General features: G+C 68.3%; 16 protein-coding genes and 1 riboswitch. Of the genes, 13 read left to right on the top strand and 3 right to left on the bottom strand.

Features of this window, described 5'->3' with window-relative positions; genetic code table 11:
• Window positions 1-1509, top strand: coding sequence for an FAD-binding protein (locus AC5Y31_RS21235; protein WP_499982808.1), 1509 nt, complete (start codon window positions 1-3; stop codon window positions 1507-1509).
• On the opposite strand, the gene AC5Y31_RS21230 is transcribed toward AC5Y31_RS21235, so the two are convergent.
• Window positions 1506-3440, bottom strand: a complete 1935-nt coding sequence (locus AC5Y31_RS21230; protein ID WP_499982823.1) for an ABC transporter ATP-binding protein/permease — start codon at window positions 3438-3440, stop codon at window positions 1506-1508. The two genes, AC5Y31_RS21235 and AC5Y31_RS21230, sit on opposite strands and share 4 nt — an antisense overlap.
• A gap of 127 nt (window positions 3441-3567) precedes the next feature.
• Here AC5Y31_RS21230 and secA2 point away from each other — a divergent pair, with 127 nt between their 5' ends.
• The 12 genes from secA2 (at window position 3568) to AC5Y31_RS21170 (ending at window position 16944) form a co-directional block, all read left to right on the top strand.
• Window positions 3568-5931: an accessory Sec system translocase SecA2 gene (gene secA2 / locus AC5Y31_RS21225; RefSeq protein WP_499982805.1), complete on the top strand. Its 2364-nt coding sequence runs from the start codon at window positions 3568-3570 to the stop codon at window positions 5929-5931.
• Window positions 5932-5940: 9 nt separating this feature from the next.
• The gene (locus AC5Y31_RS21220; protein ID WP_499982803.1) at window positions 5941-6549 is read left to right on the top strand and encodes a CDP-alcohol phosphatidyltransferase family protein; all 609 of its coding nucleotides are present in this window, start codon (window positions 5941-5943) and stop codon (window positions 6547-6549) included.
• Window positions 6542-7471: a DUF881 domain-containing protein gene (locus tag AC5Y31_RS21215; protein WP_065025422.1), complete on the top strand. Its 930-nt coding sequence runs from the start codon at window positions 6542-6544 to the stop codon at window positions 7469-7471. The genes AC5Y31_RS21220 and AC5Y31_RS21215 overlap by 8 nt, the downstream gene beginning before the upstream one ends.
• 46 nt (window positions 7472-7517) lie before the next feature.
• Window positions 7518-7850 (top strand): small basic family protein, encoded by a 333-nt coding sequence (locus AC5Y31_RS21210; protein ID WP_064855409.1) that lies wholly within the window; start codon window positions 7518-7520, stop codon window positions 7848-7850.
• A 4-nt stretch (window positions 7851-7854) separates the two neighbouring features.
• Complete coding sequence (locus AC5Y31_RS21205) at window positions 7855-8619, top strand: DUF881 domain-containing protein (protein ID WP_499982795.1); 765 nt, start codon at window positions 7855-7857, stop codon at window positions 8617-8619.
• Between the two features lie 28 nt (window positions 8620-8647).
• Window positions 8648-9061: a glycine cleavage system protein GcvH gene (gene gcvH, locus AC5Y31_RS21200; RefSeq protein WP_065025423.1), complete on the top strand. Its 414-nt coding sequence runs from the start codon at window positions 8648-8650 to the stop codon at window positions 9059-9061.
• Window positions 9062-9237: 176 nt separating this feature from the next.
• The gene (gene garA / locus AC5Y31_RS21195; protein ID WP_207511731.1) at window positions 9238-9723 is read left to right on the top strand and encodes a glycogen accumulation regulator GarA; all 486 of its coding nucleotides are present in this window, start codon (window positions 9238-9240) and stop codon (window positions 9721-9723) included.
• Window position 9724: 1 nt separating this feature from the next.
• Window positions 9725-10462, top strand: coding sequence for a transcriptional regulator FtsR (gene ftsR, locus AC5Y31_RS21190; RefSeq protein WP_082966522.1), 738 nt, complete (start codon window positions 9725-9727; stop codon window positions 10460-10462).
• Window positions 10463-10585: 123 nt separating this feature from the next.
• Window positions 10586-11080, top strand: coding sequence for a bifunctional nuclease family protein (locus AC5Y31_RS21185; RefSeq protein ID WP_065025425.1), 495 nt, complete (start codon window positions 10586-10588; stop codon window positions 11078-11080).
• A 233-nt stretch (window positions 11081-11313) separates the two neighbouring features.
• Window positions 11314-11952: a MerR family transcriptional regulator gene (locus AC5Y31_RS21180; RefSeq protein ID WP_301635871.1), complete on the top strand. Its 639-nt coding sequence runs from the start codon at window positions 11314-11316 to the stop codon at window positions 11950-11952.
• Between the two features lie 48 nt (window positions 11953-12000).
• Window positions 12001-12098, top strand: a riboswitch (glycine riboswitch).
• Between the two features lie 151 nt (window positions 12099-12249).
• Window positions 12250-15087 carry an aminomethyl-transferring glycine dehydrogenase gene (gene gcvP / locus AC5Y31_RS21175; protein WP_499982788.1) on the top strand — a complete coding sequence of 946 codons (2838 nt, stop codon included), beginning with the start codon at window positions 12250-12252 and terminating at the stop codon, window positions 15085-15087.
• Window positions 15088-15336: 249 nt separating this feature from the next.
• Window positions 15337-16944, top strand: coding sequence for a hypothetical protein (locus tag AC5Y31_RS21170; protein ID WP_131810580.1), 1608 nt, complete (start codon window positions 15337-15339; stop codon window positions 16942-16944).
• A 6-nt stretch (window positions 16945-16950) separates the two neighbouring features.
• Here the strand turns inward: AC5Y31_RS21170 and AC5Y31_RS21165 are convergent, their stop codons facing one another.
• Both AC5Y31_RS21165 and AC5Y31_RS21160 read right to left on the bottom strand, forming a co-directional pair.
• A complete protein-coding gene (locus AC5Y31_RS21165) occupies window positions 16951-19041 on the bottom strand; it encodes a hypothetical protein (protein ID WP_499982785.1) in 2091 nt (696 codons plus the stop codon).
• A gap of 69 nt (window positions 19042-19110) precedes the next feature.
• Window positions 19111-21300, bottom strand: coding sequence for a malate synthase G (locus AC5Y31_RS21160; protein WP_499982784.1), 2190 nt, complete (start codon window positions 21298-21300; stop codon window positions 19111-19113).
• Window positions 21301-21316 lie beyond the last annotated feature (16 nt).

Below are 21316 nucleotides of genomic sequence, written 5' to 3'. Positions count from 1 at the left end.
ATGACCACCGAGATACCGGAGACCACCAGTGCCGACACGGTGACGTCATGGTCCGACGAGGTCGACGTGGTGGTGATCGGATTCGGCATCGGGGGCGGTTGCGCGGCGGTCAGCGCGGCGGCGGCCGGGGCGCGGGTGCTGGTGTTGGAGCGCGCCGCCGAGGCCGGCGGCACCACGGCCATGGCCGGCGGGCACTTCTACCTCGGTGGCGGCACCACGGTGCAACAGGCCACCGGGCATGCGGACTCACCGGATGAGATGTACAAGTACCTTGTCGCGGTCTCGCGCGAGCCCGAGCACGACAAGATCCGGGCGTACTGCGACGGCAGCGTGGAGCACTTCAACTGGCTGGAGGACTTGGGTTTTCAGTTCGAACGCAGCTACTACCCGGAGAAGGCGGTGATTCAGCCCAACACCGAGGGGCTGATGTACACCGGCAACGAGAAGGTGTGGCCGTATCTGAACCAGGCTGTCCCGGCACCGCGCGGGCACAAGGTGCCGGTGCCCGGCGATACCCAGGGCGCCAAGATGGTGATCGACCTGCTGCTCAAGCGCGCCGAAAACCTTGGCGTGCAGATCCGTTACGAGACCGCTGCGACCGGCCTGGTTACCGGCGGTTCAGCGAGGCTCGACGGAGGAGAGCCGAAGCTGGGAGCGCCGCATGAAACCGACGCCTCGGGCGGCGTCACCGGCGTCACCTGGAAGCGCTACGCCGAAAGCGGTGCGATCAAAGCGAAATCGGTGGTGATCGCGGCCGGGGGATTCGTGATGAACCCCGACATGGTCGCCAGATACACACCCAAGCTGGCGGAGAAACCGTTCGTGCTGGGCAACACCTACGACGACGGGCTGGGCATTCGACTGGGGATGTCGGTGGGCGGCGCCACCAAGCATATGGACCAGGTGTTCATCACCGCGCCGGTCTACCCGCCGTCGATCCTGCTGACCGGCATCATCGTCAACTCGCAAGGCAAGCGGTTCGTCGCCGAGGACTCGTACCACTCACGCACTTCGGGGTTCGTGATGGACCAGCCCGACAGCGCGGCGTTCCTGATCGTCGACGAAACACACCTGCGCAAGCCGCGGGTGCCGCTGGTGCCGTTGATCGACGGCTGGGAGTCGGTGACGGAAATGGAAGCGGCACTGGGCATTCCGGAGGGGAACCTGGTGGCGACGCTGGACCGCTACAACACGTATGCGGCCCGCGGAGAAGACCCGGACTTCCACAAGCAGCCGCCGTTCCTCGCTCCACAGGACACCGGCCCGTGGGGCGCGTTCGACCTGTCGCTGGGCAAGGCGATGTATGCCGGCTTCACCATCGGCGGGCTGGCCACATCGGTGGACGGCCAAGTTCTGCGCGAGGACGACAGTCCGGTACCGGGGCTCTACGCCGCCGGTGCCTGTGCGGCAAATATCGCCCAGGACGGTAAGGGCTACGCCAGCGGCACCCAGCTGGGGGAGGGTTCGTTCTTCGGCCGCCGCGCCGGCGTGCACGCGGCGGCAAGCTAAACGGGACTGAGTTCCCAGCGGCCCTGCCCGAGCAGCTCCAGCACGTGCTTGTGGTGCTGTTTGACGGTGTGCCGGTGGCTCACGCTGACCAGAATGGTGTCGGGAAGTTCGCTGCGCAGCAGGCGGTACAGCGTCAACTCGAGTCCTTCGTCGAGCGCCGAAGTCGACTCGTCGAGGAAGGCGGCCTTGGGCCGGGTCAACAGCAGACGGGCGAAGGCCACCCGCTGCTGCTCGCCGGGGGAGAGCACCTTGGCCCAGTCCTCGACGTCGTCGAGCCGGTCGACCAGATTCGGCAACGCCACCTTGGCCAGTGCCTCGGCGATCTCGCCGTCGGACACCTCACCGGCAGCCAGCGGATAGGCCACCACCGCCCGCAGATCACCCAGCGGGATATAGGGCAGCTGGGAGATGAACATCGTCGCGTTGGCCGCATCCGGGCGCCGCAGGGTGCCCGAGGCGTAGGGCCACAGCTGCGCCAGGCTGCGCAGCAGCGTGGTCTTGCCGCTGCCCGACGGCCCGGCGATCATCACCGCGTCGCCGATGTCCAGGTGCAGGTCGAGCGCCTCGATGAGCGGATCGCCGGCCGGCGTGCGCACCTCGACGCCCTCGATCGCCACGGTGCCGTCCGGGCTGGGCTTGACCAGCAGTTCGGGCAGCTCGCGAGCCTCCCGGTCGACCTCGACCAGCCCGTGCAGACGGATGATCGAGGCACGGTAGCCGGCGAAGTTGTCGTAGGCGTTGCGGAAGAACGACAGTGAGTCGGAGATGTTGCCGAAGGCCGTCGCGGTCTGCGCCACCCCGCCGAACATGATCTGCCCGGAGAACAGCCGCGGCGCCTGGATCACCCAGGGCAACGGCACGATCGCCTGGCTCACCGACAGGTTCCAGCCGGCGAAGCCGATGGTCCGGTTCACGAACTTCAGGTAGTTGTCGATGATCGCACCGAACCGCTTGCGCAGCTGGATCCGCTCGGCGAGCTCGCCCCGGTAGAACGCGACGGATTCGGCGGCATCGCGCACCCGCACCAGCGCATACCGGAACGCCGCGTTGGTCAGCTCGTTGCGGAAGCTCAGCCGGATCAGCGGTCGGCCGATCCAGAAGGCGACGACGGTGGCGATCGTGACGTAGACCAGGACGATCAGGAACATCGCCCGGGGGATGTCGACTCCCAGCACCGTCAGCGTCCCGGACAGGTTCCACAGGATCGCGGTGAACGAGACCACCGTCACCATCGACTGGACGGCGCCGAACAGCAGGGTGCTGGCGGAGCTGTTGGCCGGCGCATTGGGATTGGCGCCGTTGCCCGCGGTGAAGATGTCGATGTCCTGCTGGATGCGCTGATCCGGGTTGTCGATCGCACCTTCGACGGCGTCGCCGATGATGGGGTCCTGCGGCATCTTGATGAAGTGGGCGCGGTAGTAAGCCCGCCCGTCGAGCCAGTCGCCGGTGAGCCGCTCGGTGAGCCAGATCCGCCAGTTCACCATGAAGTGCTGGGTCAAATAGATGTCGAGCATCACCCGCGCCACGTGCAGCACCGCCATCAGGCTGAAGATGCCGATCGACATCCAGAACCCGTGCACGCCGGAATCTCGGATCGCGTCCTCGCCGCCGGCGGCGCCCTGGAACGCGGTCTGCAGCGAGGAGTACATGTCGTTGCCCTGGAAGCTGAACAGCACGTTGAGCCGCACCGCGGTGATCACCGACAGCAGCAGCACGCCCAGCATCAGCCAGACCCGGACGCTGTCGCGTCCGGTGAAGTAGGCGCCGGTGATCTGCCAGAATTGTCGTCCCCAGCGGGTGCTCACCCGCAGCAGCGCCGCCACCGCCACCACGCAGACGGCGCTGATGGTCCAGGCCATCGCGATCCAGAGCAGCGAATCGGGCAGTGCCTGCGACCAGTCGATGGACGGGTTGAACGGCTTCGAGTCCACTGCCACGTCTCCTTCGCCGCCGGAGCCAGGCGCCGGCCGGTAGACCAAAAATCTCGTGCGAAACCTACCGCGTAGCGCGGCGCGGCGTCGGATGAGCACCGCCGAAGCAGCCCGGTACCGTTGTGCTGTGGCTAACACGTCGAAAACGGTCTCCGGAACCTCGCGTCCCAAGTCGGGCCGGTTGAGCGGAAAATTCTGGAAACTGCTGGGCGCCAGCACCGAGAAGAACCAGAGCCGCTCGATGGCCGAGGTGACCGCGGCCGCCGACTACGCCAAGAAGGCCGCCGGGCTCGATGACGACCAGCTGCGCAAGGCCGCCCAGCTTCTCAAGCTCAAGGATCTGGCCGACGCCTCGGACATCCCGCAGTTCCTGGCGATCGCCCGCGAAGCCGCCGAGCGCAGCATCGGGCTCCGCCCCTTCGATGTTCAGCTGCAGGGCGCGTTGCGGATGCTGGCCGGCGACGTGGTCGAGATGGCCACTGGTGAGGGCAAGACGCTCTCGGGCGCTATCGCCGCCGCCGGCTACGCCATCGGCGGGCGCCATGTGCACGTCGTCACGATCAACGACTACCTGGCCCGCCGCGACGCCGAATGGATGGGGCCGCTGCTGGACGCGATGGGGGTCAGCGTCGGCTGGATCACCGCCGAGTCCAGCGCCGCCGACCGACGCGCGGCCTACCGGTGCGAGGTCACCTACGCATCGGTCAACGAGATCGGCTTCGACGTGCTGCGCGACCAGCTGGTCACCGACGTCGACGATCTGGTCTCACCGAATCCGGACGTGGCGCTGATCGACGAGGCGGACTCGGTACTGGTCGATGAGGCGCTGGTGCCGCTGGTGCTGGCCGGCACCACGCACCGCGAAACCCCGCGACTGGAGATCGTGGAGTTGGTCGGCCGGCTGACACCGGGGGTGGACTACGACTCCGACGAGGACCGGCGCAACATCCACCTCACCGAGAAGGGGGCACGGCGCGTGGAAGCCGCGCTCGGCGGCATCGACCTGTACTCCGAGGAACACGTGGTCTCGACGTTGACCGAGATCAACGTCGCCCTGCACGCCCACGTGCTGCTGCAGCGCGACGTGCACTACATCGTCCGCGACGGCAAGGTGCAGTTGATCAACGCCTCCCGGGGCCGGATCGCCGCCCTGCAGCGCTGGCCCGACGGCCTGCAGGCCGCCGTGGAGGCCAAGGAGGGCATCGAGACCACCGAGACCGGCGAGGTGCTCGACACCATCACGGTCCAGGCACTGGTCAACCGCTATCCCACGGTGTGCGGCATGACCGGAACGGCGCTGGCGGCCGGCGAACAGCTGCGCCAGTTCTACCAGCTGGGCGTCTCGCCGATCCCGCCGAACATGCCCAACATCCGGGAGGACGAGGCCGACCGGGTCTACATCACCGCGGCGGCCAAGAACGACGCCATCGTCTCCCACATCGTCGAGGTGCACGCCACCGGTCAACCGGTGCTGGTGGGCACCCACGACGTCGCCGAGTCCGAGGAACTCTACGAGCGGTTGCGCAAGCGCAGGGTCCCGGCGGTTGTGCTCAACGCCAAGAACGACGCCGAGGAGGCGACCGTGATCGCCGAGGCCGGCAAGCTCGGCGTGGTCACGGTCTCCACCCAGATGGCCGGGCGCGGCACCGACATCCGGCTCGGCGGGTCCGAAGAGGCGGATCACGACGCGATCGTCGAACTGGGCGGTCTGCACGTGATTGGCACCGGCCGGCAACACACCCAGCGCCTGGACAACCAGCTGCGCGGCCGGGCCGGCCGCCAAGGCGACCCCGGCTCGTCGGTGTTCTTCTCCAGCTGGGAGGACGAGGTCGCCGCGACCAACCTGGAAGCCAACAAGCTGCCGACCGAGACCGATGAGGACGGGCGGATCCTGAGCCCCAAAGCCTCCGGGATGCTCGACCACGCCCAGCGCATCGCCGAAGGCAAGCTGCTCGACATCCACGCCAACACCTGGCGCTACAACCAGTTGACCGCCCAGCAGCGCGCCATCATCGTGGAGCGGCGCAATACGTTGCTGTCCACCCCGGCGGCGCGCGAGGAGCTCGCCGAGCTGGCCCCGCAGCGCTTCGCCGAGCTGCGCGAGAAATTCGACCAGGACGGCGACGACGCCGATGCGAAGCTGGAGAAGATCTGCCGGCTGATCATGCTCTACCACCTGGACCGCGGTTGGGCCGATCACCTGGCGTTCCTGGCCGACATCCGGGAGAGCATCCACCTGCGCGCCCTGGGCCGGCAGAATCCGCTCGACGAATTCCACCGGATGGCCCTGGATGCGTTCGCCTCGCTGGCCGCCGACGCCATCGAGGCGGCCCAGCAGACCTTCGAAACCTCCGAACGGATCGAGTCCGAGCCGGGCATCGACCTGTCCAAGCTGGCACGGCCCACCTCGACATGGACCTACATGGTCCGGGATAACCCGCTGAGCGACGACACGATGGACGCCCTGAGTTTGCCCGGGATCTTCCGCTAGGGGGTCGATATGGCCTCCGGCTCCGATCCAGTCCACGACCGGGTGCTGACGGTGCCCAACGTCATCAGCCTGGCCCGTCTCGGTTTGATTGGCGTCTTTCTGTATCTGCTGCTGGTGGCGCGGGCCGACGGGCTGGCGGTGGCGATCCTCATGCTCAGCGGCGCCTCGGACTGGGCCGACGGCAAGTTGGCCCGGCTGCTGGATCAGTCGTCGGCGCTGGGCGCACTGCTCGACCCGGCGATCGACCGGCTCTACATGGTGGCGGTCCCGGTCGCCTTCGGACTGCGCGGCCTGGTGCCGTGGTGGATCATCGGCACCCTACTGGCCCGCGACCTGCTGCTGGCCGCAGTGCTGCCGGTGTTGCGCAGCCGGGGACTGACGGCGCTGCCGGTGACCTACGTCGGCAAGGCCGGCACCTTCGCGCTGATGTCGGCGTTTCCGCTGATCCTGTTGGGGCAGTGGGACGCGCTGGCCGGCCGGGTGGTGGCATCAATCGGTTGGGCCTTTTTGATCTGGGGCCTGGGCATGTACCTGTGGGCGTTCGTGCTGTACCTGATCCAGGTGGGGCTGGTAGCGCGCACGATGCCGAAGGTCGCCTCTCGAGTAGCAGATGTCTGAGCCGTTTTTCGCCCTCAGCGGTTACGACAGCGGCGGCGACCGGGGCGCCCACGAGGCCGGCCGGCCGCAGCGATTCGCGGTGCCTTCACTGCTGCGCTCGCTGCTGTCGGAGCACCTCGACCCCGGCTATGCCGCGGCGGCGGCCGAACGCGACTCCGGGCGCGTCACCACGGGACGGGCCCGGCTCGCGGGGTGGGGGTGGGAGGCGCTGGCGGCGCTGCTGGTCGCGACCGTGTTCGCCGTCGCGTTCGCCCAGGCCCGCTCGTTGGCGCCCGGGGTGCGCGACGCCCAACAGGTGCTGGCCACGAACGTGCGGTCGGCCGAAGACGTGACCGGCAGGCTCGCCGACAAACGCGAGACACTGACCAACCGGGTCGACGAGTTGCGCCGGCACCGGCTGGCCGATGACGCCGAGGGCCAGCGGGTTTTGGCCGGCCTCGACGCGCTCAGCCTGGCCGCCGCCAGCAGCCGGGTGACCGGCCCCGGCCTGATCGTCACGGTGACCGACCCCGGCGTCGGGCGAAACCTCTCCGACGCCTCCAAACAGCGGGTGTCGGGCAGCCAGCAGATCATCCTGGACCGCGACCTTCAGCTCGTCGTCAACTCGTTGTGGGCCAGCGGCGCCGAGGCGATCGCGATCGGCGATGTCCGGATCGGCCCCAACGTGACGATCCGGCAGGCCGGCGGTGCGATCCTGGTCGACAACAAGCCGATCAGCAGTCCCTACTCGGTGCGGGCCATCGGGCCGCCGCGCGAGCTGCGCGATGCCTTCGACCGCACCCCAGGCCTGTACCGGCTGCGACTGCTGGAAGTGTCCTACGGCGTGGTGGTGCGCGTCGACGGCCGGACCGGTGCCGACCTGACCTTGCCGGCGGGTTCGGTACGAGATGTCCGGTTCGCCAAACAGATAGGGGAGTCGTGACGCAAGCTTGCAGGGGTCCGGTTCGGGAGGCTGGAGTGATTTCTCAATGATCGGTATCGCCGCGCTGGTCGCCGGCATCGTGCTGGGACTGGTTTTTCATCCCAGCGTTCCGGAGGTGGTTCAGCCCTACCTGCCGATCGCGGTGGTGGCGGCGCTGGATGCCGTGTTCGGCGGTCTGCGGGCCTATCTGGAGCGGATCTTCGACGCGAAGGTGTTCGTCGTGTCGTTCGTGTTCAACGTCCTGGTCGCCGCGCTGATCGTCTACCTCGGTGACCAGTTGGGGGTCGGCACCCAGTTGTCCACCGCGATCATCGTGGTGCTGGGCATTCGTATCTTCGGTAACGCCGCGGCGCTGCGACGACGGCTGTTCGGAGCCTGACGCGGTGGGTACCGAGCCGGTGCCGCACGGGCGGCACGAGTTGCCCGAGACGGACGATCGCGCGCGGTCGCGGCCGGGCCGCTCCGGCCCGTTGTTCGGTGTGCTGGCGATGCTGCTGTGCCTGCTGCTGGGCGTCGCGATAGTCACCCAGGTCCGCCAGAACGACTCCGCCGACGCCCTGGAAACGGCCCGGCCGGCCGATCTGTTGGTACTGCTGGAGTCGCTACGTCAGCGCGAAGCCGCGCTGGGCACCGAGATCGCCGAGTTGCAGCAGACGCTCGAGGCGCTGCAGGAGTCCGGCAGCAGTGACCAGACCGCTATCGAGAACGCCCAGGCCCGGCTCTCCGCGCTGGCGATCATGATCGGCACCGTCGGCGCTCTCGGGCCCGGGGTGGTCATCACCGTCGAGGATCCGGCGCGCGGCGTCGCGCCGGAGACGATGCTCGATGTGATCAACGAGCTGCGGGCCGCAGGCGCCGAGGCGATGGAGGTCCGCGATGGCGCCAAGGCGGTGCGGATCGGAGTGGATTCCTGGGTCGCCGGTCCCCCGGGGGCGCTGGAATTCGACGGAATAGCCTTGGCCCCACCGTATTCCGTTCTGGCGATAGGCGATCCGCCCACGCTGGCGGCCGCGATGAACATTCCCGGCGGGGCGGTCGACAGCGTCAAGCGGCTCGGCGGCACCATGGGCGTGCAGCAGGCCGATCGCGTGGAGGTGACCGTGTTGCGGCAACCGAAACCGCGCCAATACGCTCAGCCAGTCAAGTGAACCCGACAGCGCAAGGAGCACGATCACCGTGAGTTCGGAAAGTTTAGTTCCCTCCGATCTGTATTACACCGCTGAGCACGAGTGGATTCGGCGCACCGGGCAGGACACCGTCCGGGTGGGCATCACCGACTTCGCGCAGGCGGCGCTGGGTGACGTGGTCTTCGTGCAACTGCCCGGCGAGGGCACCGAGGTGATCGCGGGGGAGAGCTTCGGCGAGGTGGAGTCGACCAAATCCGTTTCGGATCTCTATGCGCCGATCTCGGCCAAAGTGGTTGCCGTCAACGCCGATCTGGACGCCAACCCGCAGCTGGTGAACTCCGACCCGTACGACGCCGGCTGGTTGCTGGATCTTCAGGTCGACAGTGCCGCCGCCGATGCCCTGGATCAGACCCTGTCGGGACTGCTGAGCGCCGACGCGTACCGCGCGACGCTGGCCGAATGAATATTGCTAGCCTGCCTGCCGGGACGCGCCGGGTATTCGACGGACACGATCCCGCGGTGCGGGGCACATTATCGACCGCTGCGCGGTACGGTCGACTCAACAATCATGGGTCCGGTGCCATGGATGTCCGGCGGGTGCGACCAGGTAGGACGACAGTGGCCAGTGAGGAGCAGCGGGTGACGGAGAAGGACTCGGGAAACGGGCAGGACCAGGCAGGCGACGAGGTCACCGTGGAAACCACATCGGTCTTCCGCGCGGACTTTCTGAGCGAACTCGACGCGCCCGCGCAGGCGGGCGGTGAGAGCCTGACCTCGGGTGTCGAGGGGTTGCCCGCGGGATCGGCGCTGCTGGTGGTCAAGCGGGGCCCCAACGCCGGGTCGCGTTTCCTGCTCGACCAACCGGTCACCGCAGCCGGACGCCATCCCGACAGCGACATCTTCCTCGACGACGTCACGGTCAGCCGTCGCCACGCCGAGTTCCGGCTCGAGGGCAACGAGTTTCAGGTTGTCGACGTCGGCAGCCTCAACGGCACCTACGTCAACCGGGAGCCGGTCGATTCGGCGGTCCTGGTCAACGGCGACGAGGTCCAGGTCGGCAAGTTCCGGCTGGTGTTCCTGACCGGCCCCAAGACGGGTGAGACCGAGGCCGGGCCGGGGAGCTGAGTTGAGCGCGCCTGACAGCCCTGAACTGGCCGGGATGTCGATCGGAGCGGTACTGGATCTGCTTCGGCCCGAATTTCCGGATGTCACGATCTCCAAGATTCGTTTCCTGGAGACCGAGGGGCTGGTCACGCCGCAGCGGGCGGCGTCGGGCTATCGCCGGTTCAGTGCGTATGACTGCGCCCGGCTGCGTTACGTCCTGACCGCCCAGCGCGACCACTACCTGCCGCTGAAGGTGATCAAGGCGCGGCTGGACGCCGAGCCGGACGGGGCGTTGCCGCTGACCGAGTCGGCCTATCCGGTCCCGCGGTTGGTGCCGGCCGTCGACGAGGCCACTCACCACGCCACGGTGTCGCCCACGCCGCCCCGGCGGGTCAGGCTGAGCCGGGAGGACCTGCTGGAACGCTCGGGCGCCGATGATGTGCTGCTGACGGCGCTGGTGCGATCCGGGGTGATCACCGCCGGGCCGGGGGGATGGTTCGACGAGCACGCGGTCGTCATCGTGCAGTGCGCCCGGGCGCTGGCCGACTACGGCGTCGAGCCACGCCACCTGCGGGCGTTCCGCTCAGCCGCCGATCGGCAGTCGGATCTGATCGCCCAGATCGCCGGACCGCTGGTCAAGGGCGGCAAAGCCGGCGCACGCGACCGCGCCGACGACTTGGCGCGCGAGGTCGCGGCGCTGGCGATCGCGCTGCATACCGCGCTGCTCAAGTCGGCGGTACACGACGTTCTGCACGGCTGAGGACTAGACTTCGCGTCGGCGGCTTGTTGTGCGACATGCGGTTGTCCGACCGGGGGTTTCGCAGTGAGTCGTGCTGGGGCACAGCCACTTGGAAGACAAGCAAATGCGGAGGGCTGACTGGAGATGGGTGAAGTACGCGTGGTCGGCATTCGCGTCGAGCAGCCACAGAACCAGCCCGTGCTGTTGCTGCGCGAAGCCGACGGCGACCGCTACCTCCCGATCTGGATCGGGCAGGCCGAAGCCGCCGCCATCGCCCTGGAACAGCAGGGCGTGGAGCCGGCCCGGCCGCTGACCCACGACCTGATCCGCGACCTGATCGCCGCGCTCGGACATTCGCTCAAAGAGGTCCGGATCGTCGATTTGCAGGAAGGCACGTTCTACGCCGACCTGATCTTCGACCGCGACATCACGGTCTCGGCGCGCCCGTCGGATTCGGTGGCGATCGCGCTGCGGGTGGGGGTGCCGATCTACGTCGAGGAGGCGGTGCTGGCCGAGGCGGGCCTGCTGATCCCCGACGAGAACGACGACGAGTCCTCCGGCGCGGTACGTGAAGACGAGGTGGAGAAGTTCAAGGAGTTCCTCGATAGCGTGTCGCCCGACGATTTCAAAGCAACCTGACCCGGCGCGGCGGCCTCAGCCCCGTCACAGAACCGTCTCATCTGCAGGCGGTGACGCCGACACGCCCACGGCAAAGCACGGCCCGCAAATCGCGGCCCCCATACTGAATCCACGGCGGGAACAACGGCGCGGCGGCTCGCTCGACAGCGTATGCTCACCACCAACTCGGGCAAGAGCAAACGCGGTCACCGGCCAGCCAGTGGCAACGAGCGCGATCGGCGAGAGGAAGCATCGTGGGAGAGCAACCGGGGCAGGACCAGCTGGACTTCGCGGGTCAGTCCGAATCGGGCTCCGATGTCGAGGTTGCAGCGGGCGCTTCCGGCGTCGGTGAACCGGTGCAGGCCGGGCTGTTCCCCGATGACTCCGTTCCCGACGAGCTGGTCGGCTACCGCGGCCCCAGCGCCTGCCAGATCGCCGGCATCACCTACCGCCAGCTGGACTACTGGGCCCGCACCTCACTGGTGGTGCCCTCGATCCGGGGCGCGGCCGGCTCCGGCAGCCAGCGGCTGTACTCATTCAAAGACATCCTGGTGCTCAAGATCGTCAAGCGACTGCTCGACACCGGCATCTCGCTGCAGAACATCCGGGTCGCCGTCGACCACCTGCGGGAGCGCGGGGTCCGCGACCTGGCCAACATCACCCTGTTCTCCGACGGCACCACCGTCTACGAGTGCACCTCGGCCGAGGAGGTCGTCGACCTGCTGCAGGGTGGGCAGGGCGTATTCGGCATCGCGGTGTCGGGCGCGATGCGCGAGCTGACCGGCGCCATCGCCGACTTCCCCGGTGAGCGCGCCGACGGTGGCGAGGCGATCGCCGCGCCGGAAGACGAGCTGGCCAGCCGCCGCAAGTTCCGTGACCGCAAAACCGGCTAGGGCGAACTCGCTGCGCGGACCCTGCCGGCGCTAGACTGGTCGGCGCATCAGCCTCGCGCGGGAGAGTCCCGGGACAGCCAGTCCCGGGCGCCGAAGGAGCAATACCTCTCCGTCAACCTCTCAGGCACCCGGACCGCGCGGGCATTGATGCCTCTGGAAAGCGGTGCTGCCCGTTTCGGGTTCACCCGCCCATGGGGAAAGGCGCCCCGGATATCCCGGCGCCGAATCTCTCAGGCGCCCGGGACGGGCAGACGACAGAGGGGGAGGACACAAGTCGTCTATCGCCGAGGAGCCAACGTGCCCGAACACACCGAATTCCGTTTCGTCGACCGGCACCTCGGCCCCGACAGTGCCGCGATCGCCACCATGCTCACCACCATCGGGGTGAACTCGCTGGACGACCTGGCCGCCAAGGCGCTGCCGAGCGGCATCCTCGATGCGCTGCGGCCCGACGGCGTCGCGCCGGGGCTGGAGGCGCTGCCGGCGGCCGCCAGCGAGACCCAGGCGCTGGCCGAACTGCGGGAGCTGGCCGACGCCAGCACGGTTGCGGTGTCGATGATCGGCCAGGGTTACTACGACACGCTCACCCCGCCGGTGCTGCTGCGCAACATCATGCAGAACCCGGCCTGGTACACCGCCTACACGCCGTATCAGCCCGAGATCAGCCAGGGCCGGTTGGAGGCTCTGCTGAACTTCCAGACCATGGTGGCCGATCTGACCGGGTGCGAGATCGCCAACGCGTCGATGCTCGACGAGGGGACCGCCGCCGCCGAGGCGATGACCCTGATGCACCGCACGGTGCGCGCGAAGACCAACCGGCTGGTGGTCGACGCCGACCTGTTCACCCAGACCGCGGCGGTGCTGGCCACCCGGGCCGAGCCGCTGGGCATCGAGATCGTCACCGCCGACCTGCGAGACGGGCTGCCCGAGGGCGACTTCTTCGGGGTGATCACTCAGTTGCCGGGCGCGTCCGGCCGCGTCACCGATTGGTCGCAGGTGATCGAAGCCGCCCACGAGCGCGGCGCGATGGTGGCGGTCGGCGCCGACCTGCTGGCGTGCACGCTGATCACCCCGCCCGGCGAACTCGGCGCCGACGTGGCGTTCGGCAGCGCGCAGCGCTTCGGGGTGCCGATGGGCTTCGGCGGGCCGCACGCCGGCTATCTGGCGGTGCACAGCAAGCACGCCCGTCAGCTGCCCGGACGGCTGGTCGGGGTGTCCCGAGATGAGGACGGGTCGCCGGCGTTCAGATTGGCGTTGCAGACTCGCGAGCAGCACATCCGCCGCGACAAGGCGACGTCGAACATCTGCACCGCGCAGGTGCTGTTGGCGGTGATGGCCGCGATGTACGCCGCCTACCACGGCGCCGAGGGGCTGACCGCGATCGCGCGGCGGGTGCACGGCCAAGCGCAGAAGATCGGCGCCGCCCTCGGTGACGCGCTGGTGCACGACCGCTACTTCGACACCGTGTTGGCCCGGGTCCCGGGCCGCGCCGACGAGGTCGTCGCGGCGGCTAAGGCCGCCGGAATCAACCTGTGGCGCGTCGACGCCGACCACGTCTCGGTGTCCTGCGACGAGGCCACCACCGACGCCCATGTGGCCACGGTGCTGGAGGCTTTCGGGATCGCCCCCTCGGAACAGGCCGGTGCCGGTGCCGACGTCATCACCCGTACCTCGGAATTCCTTACCCACCCGGCTTTTTCGCGGTACCGGACCGAAACGGCGATGATGCGCTACCTGCGCGCGCTGTCGGACAAGGACATCGCGCTGGACCGCAGCATGATTCCGCTCGGCTCCTGCACGATGAAGCTCAACGCCGCCGCGGAGATGGAATCGATCACCTGGCCCGAATTCGCGCGCCAGCACCCGTTCGCCCCGGCCGACGACGCCGCCGGGCTGCGCCGGCTCATCGCCCAGTTGGAGAGCTGGCTGGCCGGGATCACCGGGTATGACGCGGTGTCGCTGCAGCCCAACGCCGGCTCCCAGGGCGAGTATGCGGGCCTGCTGGCGATCCACGCCTTTCACGCCAGCCGCGGCGAGGCCCACCGTGACATCTGCCTGATCCCGTCCAGCGCGCACGGCACCAACGCCGCTTCGGCGGCGCTGGCCGGGATGCGGGTGGTCGTGGTGGCCTGCCGCGAGAACGGCGACGTCGACCTCGACGATCTGCGGGCCAAAGTCGCCGAGCACGCCGAGAACCTGTCGACGCTGATGATCACCTACCCGTCCACGCACGGGGTGTACGAGCACGACATCGCCGAGATCTGCGCCGCCGTGCACGACGCAGGCGGTCAGGTCTACGTCGACGGCGCCAACCTCAACGCACTGGTCGGGCTGGCCCGGCCGGGCCGCTTCGGCGGCGACGTCAGCCACCTGAACCTGCACAAGACGTTCTGCATCCCGCACGGTGGCGGCGGCCCCGGCGTCGGGCCGGTGGCGGTGCGTTCGCACCTGGCCCAGTTCCTGCCCGGGCATCCGCTGGCCGCGGAGTTGTCCGGCGGTTCGCCGGTGTCGGCGGCCCCCTACGGGTCGGCGTCGATTCTGCCGATCACCTGGGCCTATATCCGGATGATGGGGGCGCACGGTCTGCGGGCGGCGTCGCTGACCGCGATCGCCTCGGCGAACTACATCGCCCGCCGCCTCGACGAGTACTTCCCGGTGCTCTACACCGGCGAGAACGGCATGGTCGCCCACGAGTGCATCCTGGATCTGCGCGGGATCACCAAGGCCACCGGCGTGACGGTGGATGATGTGGCAAAACGGTTGGCGGACTACGGGTTCCATGCCCCGACCATGAGCTTCCCGGTGGCCGGGACGCTGATGGTGGAGCCGACCGAGAGCGAGAGCCTGGCCGAGGTGGACGCGTTCTGTGAGGCGATGATCGCCATCCGCGGCGAAATCGACCGGGTCGGCGCGGGCGAGTGGACGGTCGAGGACAACCCGTTGCGGGGGGCTCCGCATACCGCCGAGTGCCTGATGGTCGACAAGTGGGAGCACCCGTATACCCGCGAGCACGCCGCCTATCCGCTGGGTCGCGACTTCCGCCCGAAGGTGTGGCCCCCGGTGCGCCGGATCGACGGAGCCTTCGGCGATCGCAATCTGGTCTGCTCCTGCCCGCCGGTGGAAGCCTTCGCCTGAGTTTGTCTCACTTGTGGTGTTTCGCATGCCTGCCGTCTGTGAGCGGTAGGTAATATCCTCCGAACGGCTTAGCCGCGCGGCGCGCCTGGTTCCAGACGTTCGTCCGCCGCGGACGCGGCAGTGTAGCGACGCCTGTGCCCGCCATAAAAGTGACGCTGGTGAAAATCAGCAAAATCTCATGTACAACCAAAAAATAGTTTATGCTGGTCTAACCTTAACGGTGATGGGGATCACACTAGGAGAGGGACCATGCAACAGCTTGCGCTTCGCCCTTACTTCACCGCCGGCGTTGCCGTGGCCGGTGCCGGCATCATCGCGATCGCACCGGTCGCGCCCATTGCGCCGGCCGTGCCGGCAGCCGGCGCGCAGTACCACGCGGTGCAGCTGACCGATGCCTGGTCGGACCTGTTCACTCACACCACGGCGAACCTGAACAACATCAACGACAACGCCGACTGGTCGGCGATCACCGCTGTCTTCGGCAAGCTGTTCACCGACCCGTTCGGGGTGATCTCCGCGTTCACCAGCATCACGCCGACCGTCACCACCGACATCTCCGAGCTGCCGGCGTCGGTCTCGGTACAGCTGCCGCCCGGGCTGGAACTGGCGATCGCCAGCATGGGTGCACAAGCGCTGGCCTCGCAGGCGATCAGCAACGCCGCGACCGACATGGCAGGCGGTAACTTCTCCACCTTGTTCACCGCGCCGGCCACCATCGCCGACGCCTACCTCAACGGCGCGCAGAACGTCAGCCTGCTCGGCGGCATCATCAACATCCCGGTGCTCAACGGCATTCTGGCGCCGGTGCAGAACTTCGAGGCCGACCTCAACCTGACCAAGCTGCTGGATGCTCTCGGGCTGGGCAACCTGGACCTGAGCAACCTCAACGTGGACGACCTGCTGAATCAGCTGGGCCTGGGCACCCTGACCCTGGGCAGCCTGCTCGGCGCCCTCGGGATCAGCGACGACGGCCTGGGTGACCTGCTCAAGGGCGGCAGCGACATCACCAACCTGAGCGGATTACTCGGCTTCCTCGGACTCGGTGACCTCGGGCTGGGCAGCCTCAGCCTGACCGGCATCTTGAGCGGCCTGGGCTTGGACACCAACGTGAGCCTCAACGACCTGAGCCTCGATGACGTGCTGAACGTGTTCGGGATCAACGGCGACATCAGCCTGGGTCTGGGCACGCTGTTGGACAACCTCGGCTTCGGCGGCCTGCTCGATTCCTCGCTGGGTGGCCTCATCGACGGGCTGCCCGGCGGCGTACTGGAGGGCATCACCGGTTTTCTGAACTCGGTGATCGGCGACCTGCTGACGAACGTCGTCGGCAGCCTTCCGCTCATTGGTCCGGTGCTGAACCAGCTCCTCGACGCTATCCTCCTGACTCCGCAGAACCTCATCGACGCCCTCAATGCCGTCACTTTCGGGGACCTGCTGGGCGGTCAGACCATCACCGAGTCCGTCAGCTCGCTGCTGGCGGCGTTCGGCGTCACGCTGTCACCCGACGACCTGACGATCGGCGGAATCCTGGAGGGCCTCGGCTTCGCCCCCTCGACCGGCGACCTGACGCTCAGCGGCCTGCTCGGCGGGCTGGGGCTCGGCGGTCTCGACATCACCGGGTTGCTCAACGGCCTGAACCTGGGCGACCTGGTGAGCGGCCTGGGGCTCGACGACCTGCCGTTGAACCTAGGCAACCTGGTCGGCGACCTGTCGGATCTGAACCTGAACGACCTGCTCAACGACCTGGGTCTGGGCAACTTGGATCTGGCCAACATCACCGTCAGCTCGTTCGGTGGGATGATCACCCAGCTGGTGGACGTCATCCCGCAGCAGATCCTCGATATGCTGGGCGCCTAGCGAGGCTCAGCTCAGCAGCGTGTTCAGCGCGCCGGCCAGGTCGGGGGAGTTCGCCCCGCGCAGGTTCTGGTAGCTGCCGCCGGACAGCTGAGCCACCGCCTGCCACGTGGCCCGGTCGGCGTCAGCGCCGAAGTCGATGACGTTGACGGCGACCGGGCGCTCGGGATCGGTGTTGGCCCGGATGAACTCCTGCAGTCCGGGGCCGTCCAGCGTCCGGTCGGTGTGCGGGCCCGCGGTGATGACCAGCACGGAATTGCTCTGCCCGCCACGATAATTGGCCAACGCCTGGTTGTAGACCAGCCGCAGGGTGGTGAACGACACCGCGCCGCCGGACGTCGAACTCAGGCCATCGAGTGCCGCGACCAAGGTCTCGGCCCGGGTACCGCCGTTCGCCGGCTCGTCGAGGGGGCCGGCGGTGACCACGTTGCGGCCCTCCACGCCGTCAAAGGCCCACAGGCCCACGGCGGAATGCGGCGGCAGCGCCTTGATCCGTTGATCCAGGGCGGCGATCACGTGGGCCAGCCGGGTCTTGCCGCCCTCGTCGGTGGTCATCGACTCGTCGAGCATGATCGTCACCGCGGAGCTGCCCGGCAGCGTGGTGAGCGCATTGGCCAGGGTGGCCCGCATCGCGTCATCGCCCACCGACAGGGTGTCGGTCACCGCCGGGAACCCGGTGACGTCACTGTCGGGCGGCGCGACGCCTTCCACCCGGAATCCGGCTTTGGCCAGCTCCGCGAGCTGATCGGGTTTGCGGGCGAACCGGGCGAATTCGCTGGCGGCGCTGACCTGTTCCTGCGACAGCCACGACCCGGCGAGCAACACCGTCGGGTAGTCGGCGACTGGCACCGGCCCCGGCGGCAGCCAGGAACCGAGCGTGCTCGCCGGGTCCGCGAGCGATTGCCCTCGGGTGAACAATTGCTGCTCGGTGGTCACCACCGCGTGCACCGGCGCAGCCGCGGGAACGCCTTGGCGCAGCAGGACGTTCATCGCCTCGGCCAGCGAGCTGTCGGCGAGTTGGGGCTGGGCGCCGGCCAGCCGGTGCACCGCCCCGGTCCCGTCGGTGGCGGGGGCGTCCTTGGGGGCGGCACCGGCCGCCACCGCCTCGCCGGCCAGGAAAGCGGCGTCGGCGTTGCCACCGATCGGCAGCGCCAGCCGCAGCTGGCCCCAGCCGGGCAGCCCGAGCCGGCCCAAACCGTCGGGGTCGGTTTGCAGCTCCGGCAGGTTCGCCCAACTTTGCTTTTGCAGAGCGGGCTTGAGTTCGGGGCGGACCGCCAGCAGCACCGGCGAGGTGACCAGCGAACGACTGTCGCTGACGGTTTCCGCACCCGCGGAGGCCTGCAGGCGGGCCGCGGAAATCGAGCTGCCCGGAATCCATAGTGCCGGACGCTGGCCCAGCTGGGCCGGCCAGTCACCGATGAAACCACTGACGACGGCGTCGGAATCCACCGGCTTGACTTGTACCGAGACGCAGCGATCGCCCACCGGCTTGGCGGTCTTGTTGAACCGATCGGCGAAGCCCTGGACGTGATCGGCGATCGAGGGGTCCGCGACGACGGCGACGGTCAGGTCACCTTCGGCGCAGGCGCCCGCGGCGACGGCGGAACGATGCGACAGCGAGTTGCCGAAGAAGCGCCACAGGATCACCGCGCCCACCACGACGATCACCGTCACCAGCGCGGCGATCACACCGACGCTGACACCGCGGCGCGCGGTGTCGTTGCGGTGCCGGCGCCAGCGGTCGAGGTTGCGGCGGCCGCCGCGCGGTTCGTCCCGCGCGGCCGACGACGCTTCGCCCGCACGGGCATCGATGGCACCGAAAGGCCCGGTGCGATAACGGGTTTCTTCCTCGTCGTGTCCGCCTCGGCGCATGTACTGCGCCGGGTCGGCGTCATAGGCCGCTCCGCCGCCGAACGACTCGCCGCCGAACGACTCGTCGTAGAACGCGTCGTGATAGTCGTCGACGTACTCGTCGTCGTCCGGGTCGCCGAAGCCGACCGGATCCGGCGCTGAGGTGTCGTCGGCGCTGTAGTCGGCCTCGTCGCGCCCGAGCGGGTCCTCGTCGAAATCGTCCGGACCGGGGAAACTGTGCCTACCCACGGTGGATGCGTCCTCTCCGCCCGGTCAGCTCTCCGGTCACGCTCAATACCACTGAAGATCCGCCTAGGGTCAGACGCCGGCTCGGGCTTTGAACTCTCGGCGACGCCGGTGCAGGATCGGCTCGGTGTAGCCGTTGGGCTGACTGGTTCCCGACAGGATCAGCTCGCGCGCGGCCGCGAACGCGATGCTGTCGTCGAAGTCCGGGGCCATCGGCAGATAACTCGGGTCGCCGGCGTTCTGCCGGTCCACCGCCGGGGCCATCCGTTCCAGGCTGGACTGCACGTCGTCGGCGGTGATCACCCCGTGCCGCAGCCAGTTCGCCAGCAGCTGGGACGAGATCCGCAGTGTGGCACGGTCTTCCATCAGGGCCACGTCGTGGATGTCGGGAACCTTCGAGCAGCCCACACCCTGAGAGATCCAGCGCACCACGTAGCCGAGGATCGACTGACAGTTGTTGTCGACCTCCTCGCGGATCTCATCGGGGGCCCAGGCCAGGCCCTCGGAGAGCGGGATCGTCAACAGCTGATCGATTGTGGCGCGACGCTTTCCGGCCAACTCCTGCTGCACCTCGGCGACGTCCACCTGGTGGTAATGCATCGCGTGCAGGGTGGCGGCGGTCGGCGAGGGCACCCACGCGGTGCTCGCGCCGGCGCGCGGGTGTCCGATCTTCTGCTCGACCATGTCGGCCATCAGGTCGGTCATCGCCCACATGCCCTTGCCGATCTGGGCGTGGCCGGTGAAACCGGTCGCCAGGCCCGCGTCGACGTTGTTGTCCTCGTAGGCCAGGATCCACGGCTGAGACTTCATGGTGGCCTTGCGCACCATCGGCCCGGCCTCCATCGAGGTGTGGATCTCGTCGCCGGTGCGGTCCAGGAAGCCGGTGTTGATGAACACCACCCGATCGGCGGCGGCCTTGATGCAGGCCCGCAGGTTGACGGTGGTGCGCCGCTCCTCGTCCATGATGCCGATCTTGAGGGTCGCCTGCGGCAGCCCCAGGACGTCTTCGACCCGGCTGAACAACTCGGCGGTGAATGCCACCTCGTCGGGCCCGTGCATCTTGGGTTTGACGATGTAGATCGACCCGGTGCGGCTGTTGGTAAGCGGCCCGTTGTCCTCGGAGGCGGACAGGCCGTGCACGGCGATCAGGCCGGTGAACAGCGCGTCCTGGATGCCCTCGAACACCTCGGCGCCCTCGTCGCCGGAGATGATGGCGTCGTTGGTCATCAGGTGGCCGACGTTGCGGACGAACATCAGGCTGCGACCCGGCAGGGTCACCGTCGCCCCGTCCGGCCCGGTGAACTCACGGTCGGCCGACAGCGTGCGGGTGAACGTCTTGCCGTCCTTGTTGACCTGCTCGGCCAGATCTCCCCGGTTCAGGCCCAGCCAGTTGCGGTAACCCAGCACCTTGTCGTCGGCGTCGACGGCGGCCACCGAGTCCTCGAAATCCATGATTGTGGTGACCGCCGACTCCAGCACCACGTCCTTGATGCCGGCGGCGTCGGTCGCCCCGATCGGCGACGACGGGTCGATCAGGATCTCGATGTGCAGTCCGTGGTGGGCCAGCAGCACCGCCGACGGCGACTCGGCATCACCGGTGTAGCCGACGAATTCCGCCGGCTCGGCGACCGCGGTCTCCGTTCCGTCCGCGAGGGTGACCACCAGCGCGCCGTCGGTGACCGCGAAGCTCTTGACCTCGGTCCACGCACCGTTGGTCAGCGGCACCGACTCGTCGAGGAACTTGCGGGCGTAGGCGATGACCTTGTCGCCGCGCACCTTGTTATACGAGGTGCCTTTCTCGGCACCGTCGTCCTCGCTGATCACGTCGGTCCCGTACAGCGCGTCGTACAACGACCCCCACCGGGCGTTGGCGGCGTTGAGCGCGAATCGGGCGTTGAGCACCGGCACCACCAGCTGCGGGCCGGCCTGCACGGCGATCTCGTCGTCGACGCCCGCCGTGGTGATCGTGAAGTCCTCCGGTTCGGGCAGCAGATAGCCGATCTCGGTGAGGAAGGCGCGGTAGGCCTCGGTGTCCAGGGGCTCGATCACCCGGTGCCGGTGCCACTTGTCGATCTGCGCCTGCAGGTCGTCGCGACGCGCCAGCAGTTCGGCGTTCTTGGGCGTCAGATCGGTGACGACCTTGTCCACCCCCGCCCAGAAACTGTCCGGGTCGATGCCGATGCCCGGCAGCGCCTCGTCGGTGATGAAGTCATACAGCACGCGGGCCACCCGCAAATCGCCCACCGACACCCGGTCAGTCATGATTTCCTCCCTCATA

The organism is Mycobacterium sp. NGS18 (assembly GCF_059813185.1).
This window is presented reverse-complemented; position numbering and strand designations above follow the sequence as displayed.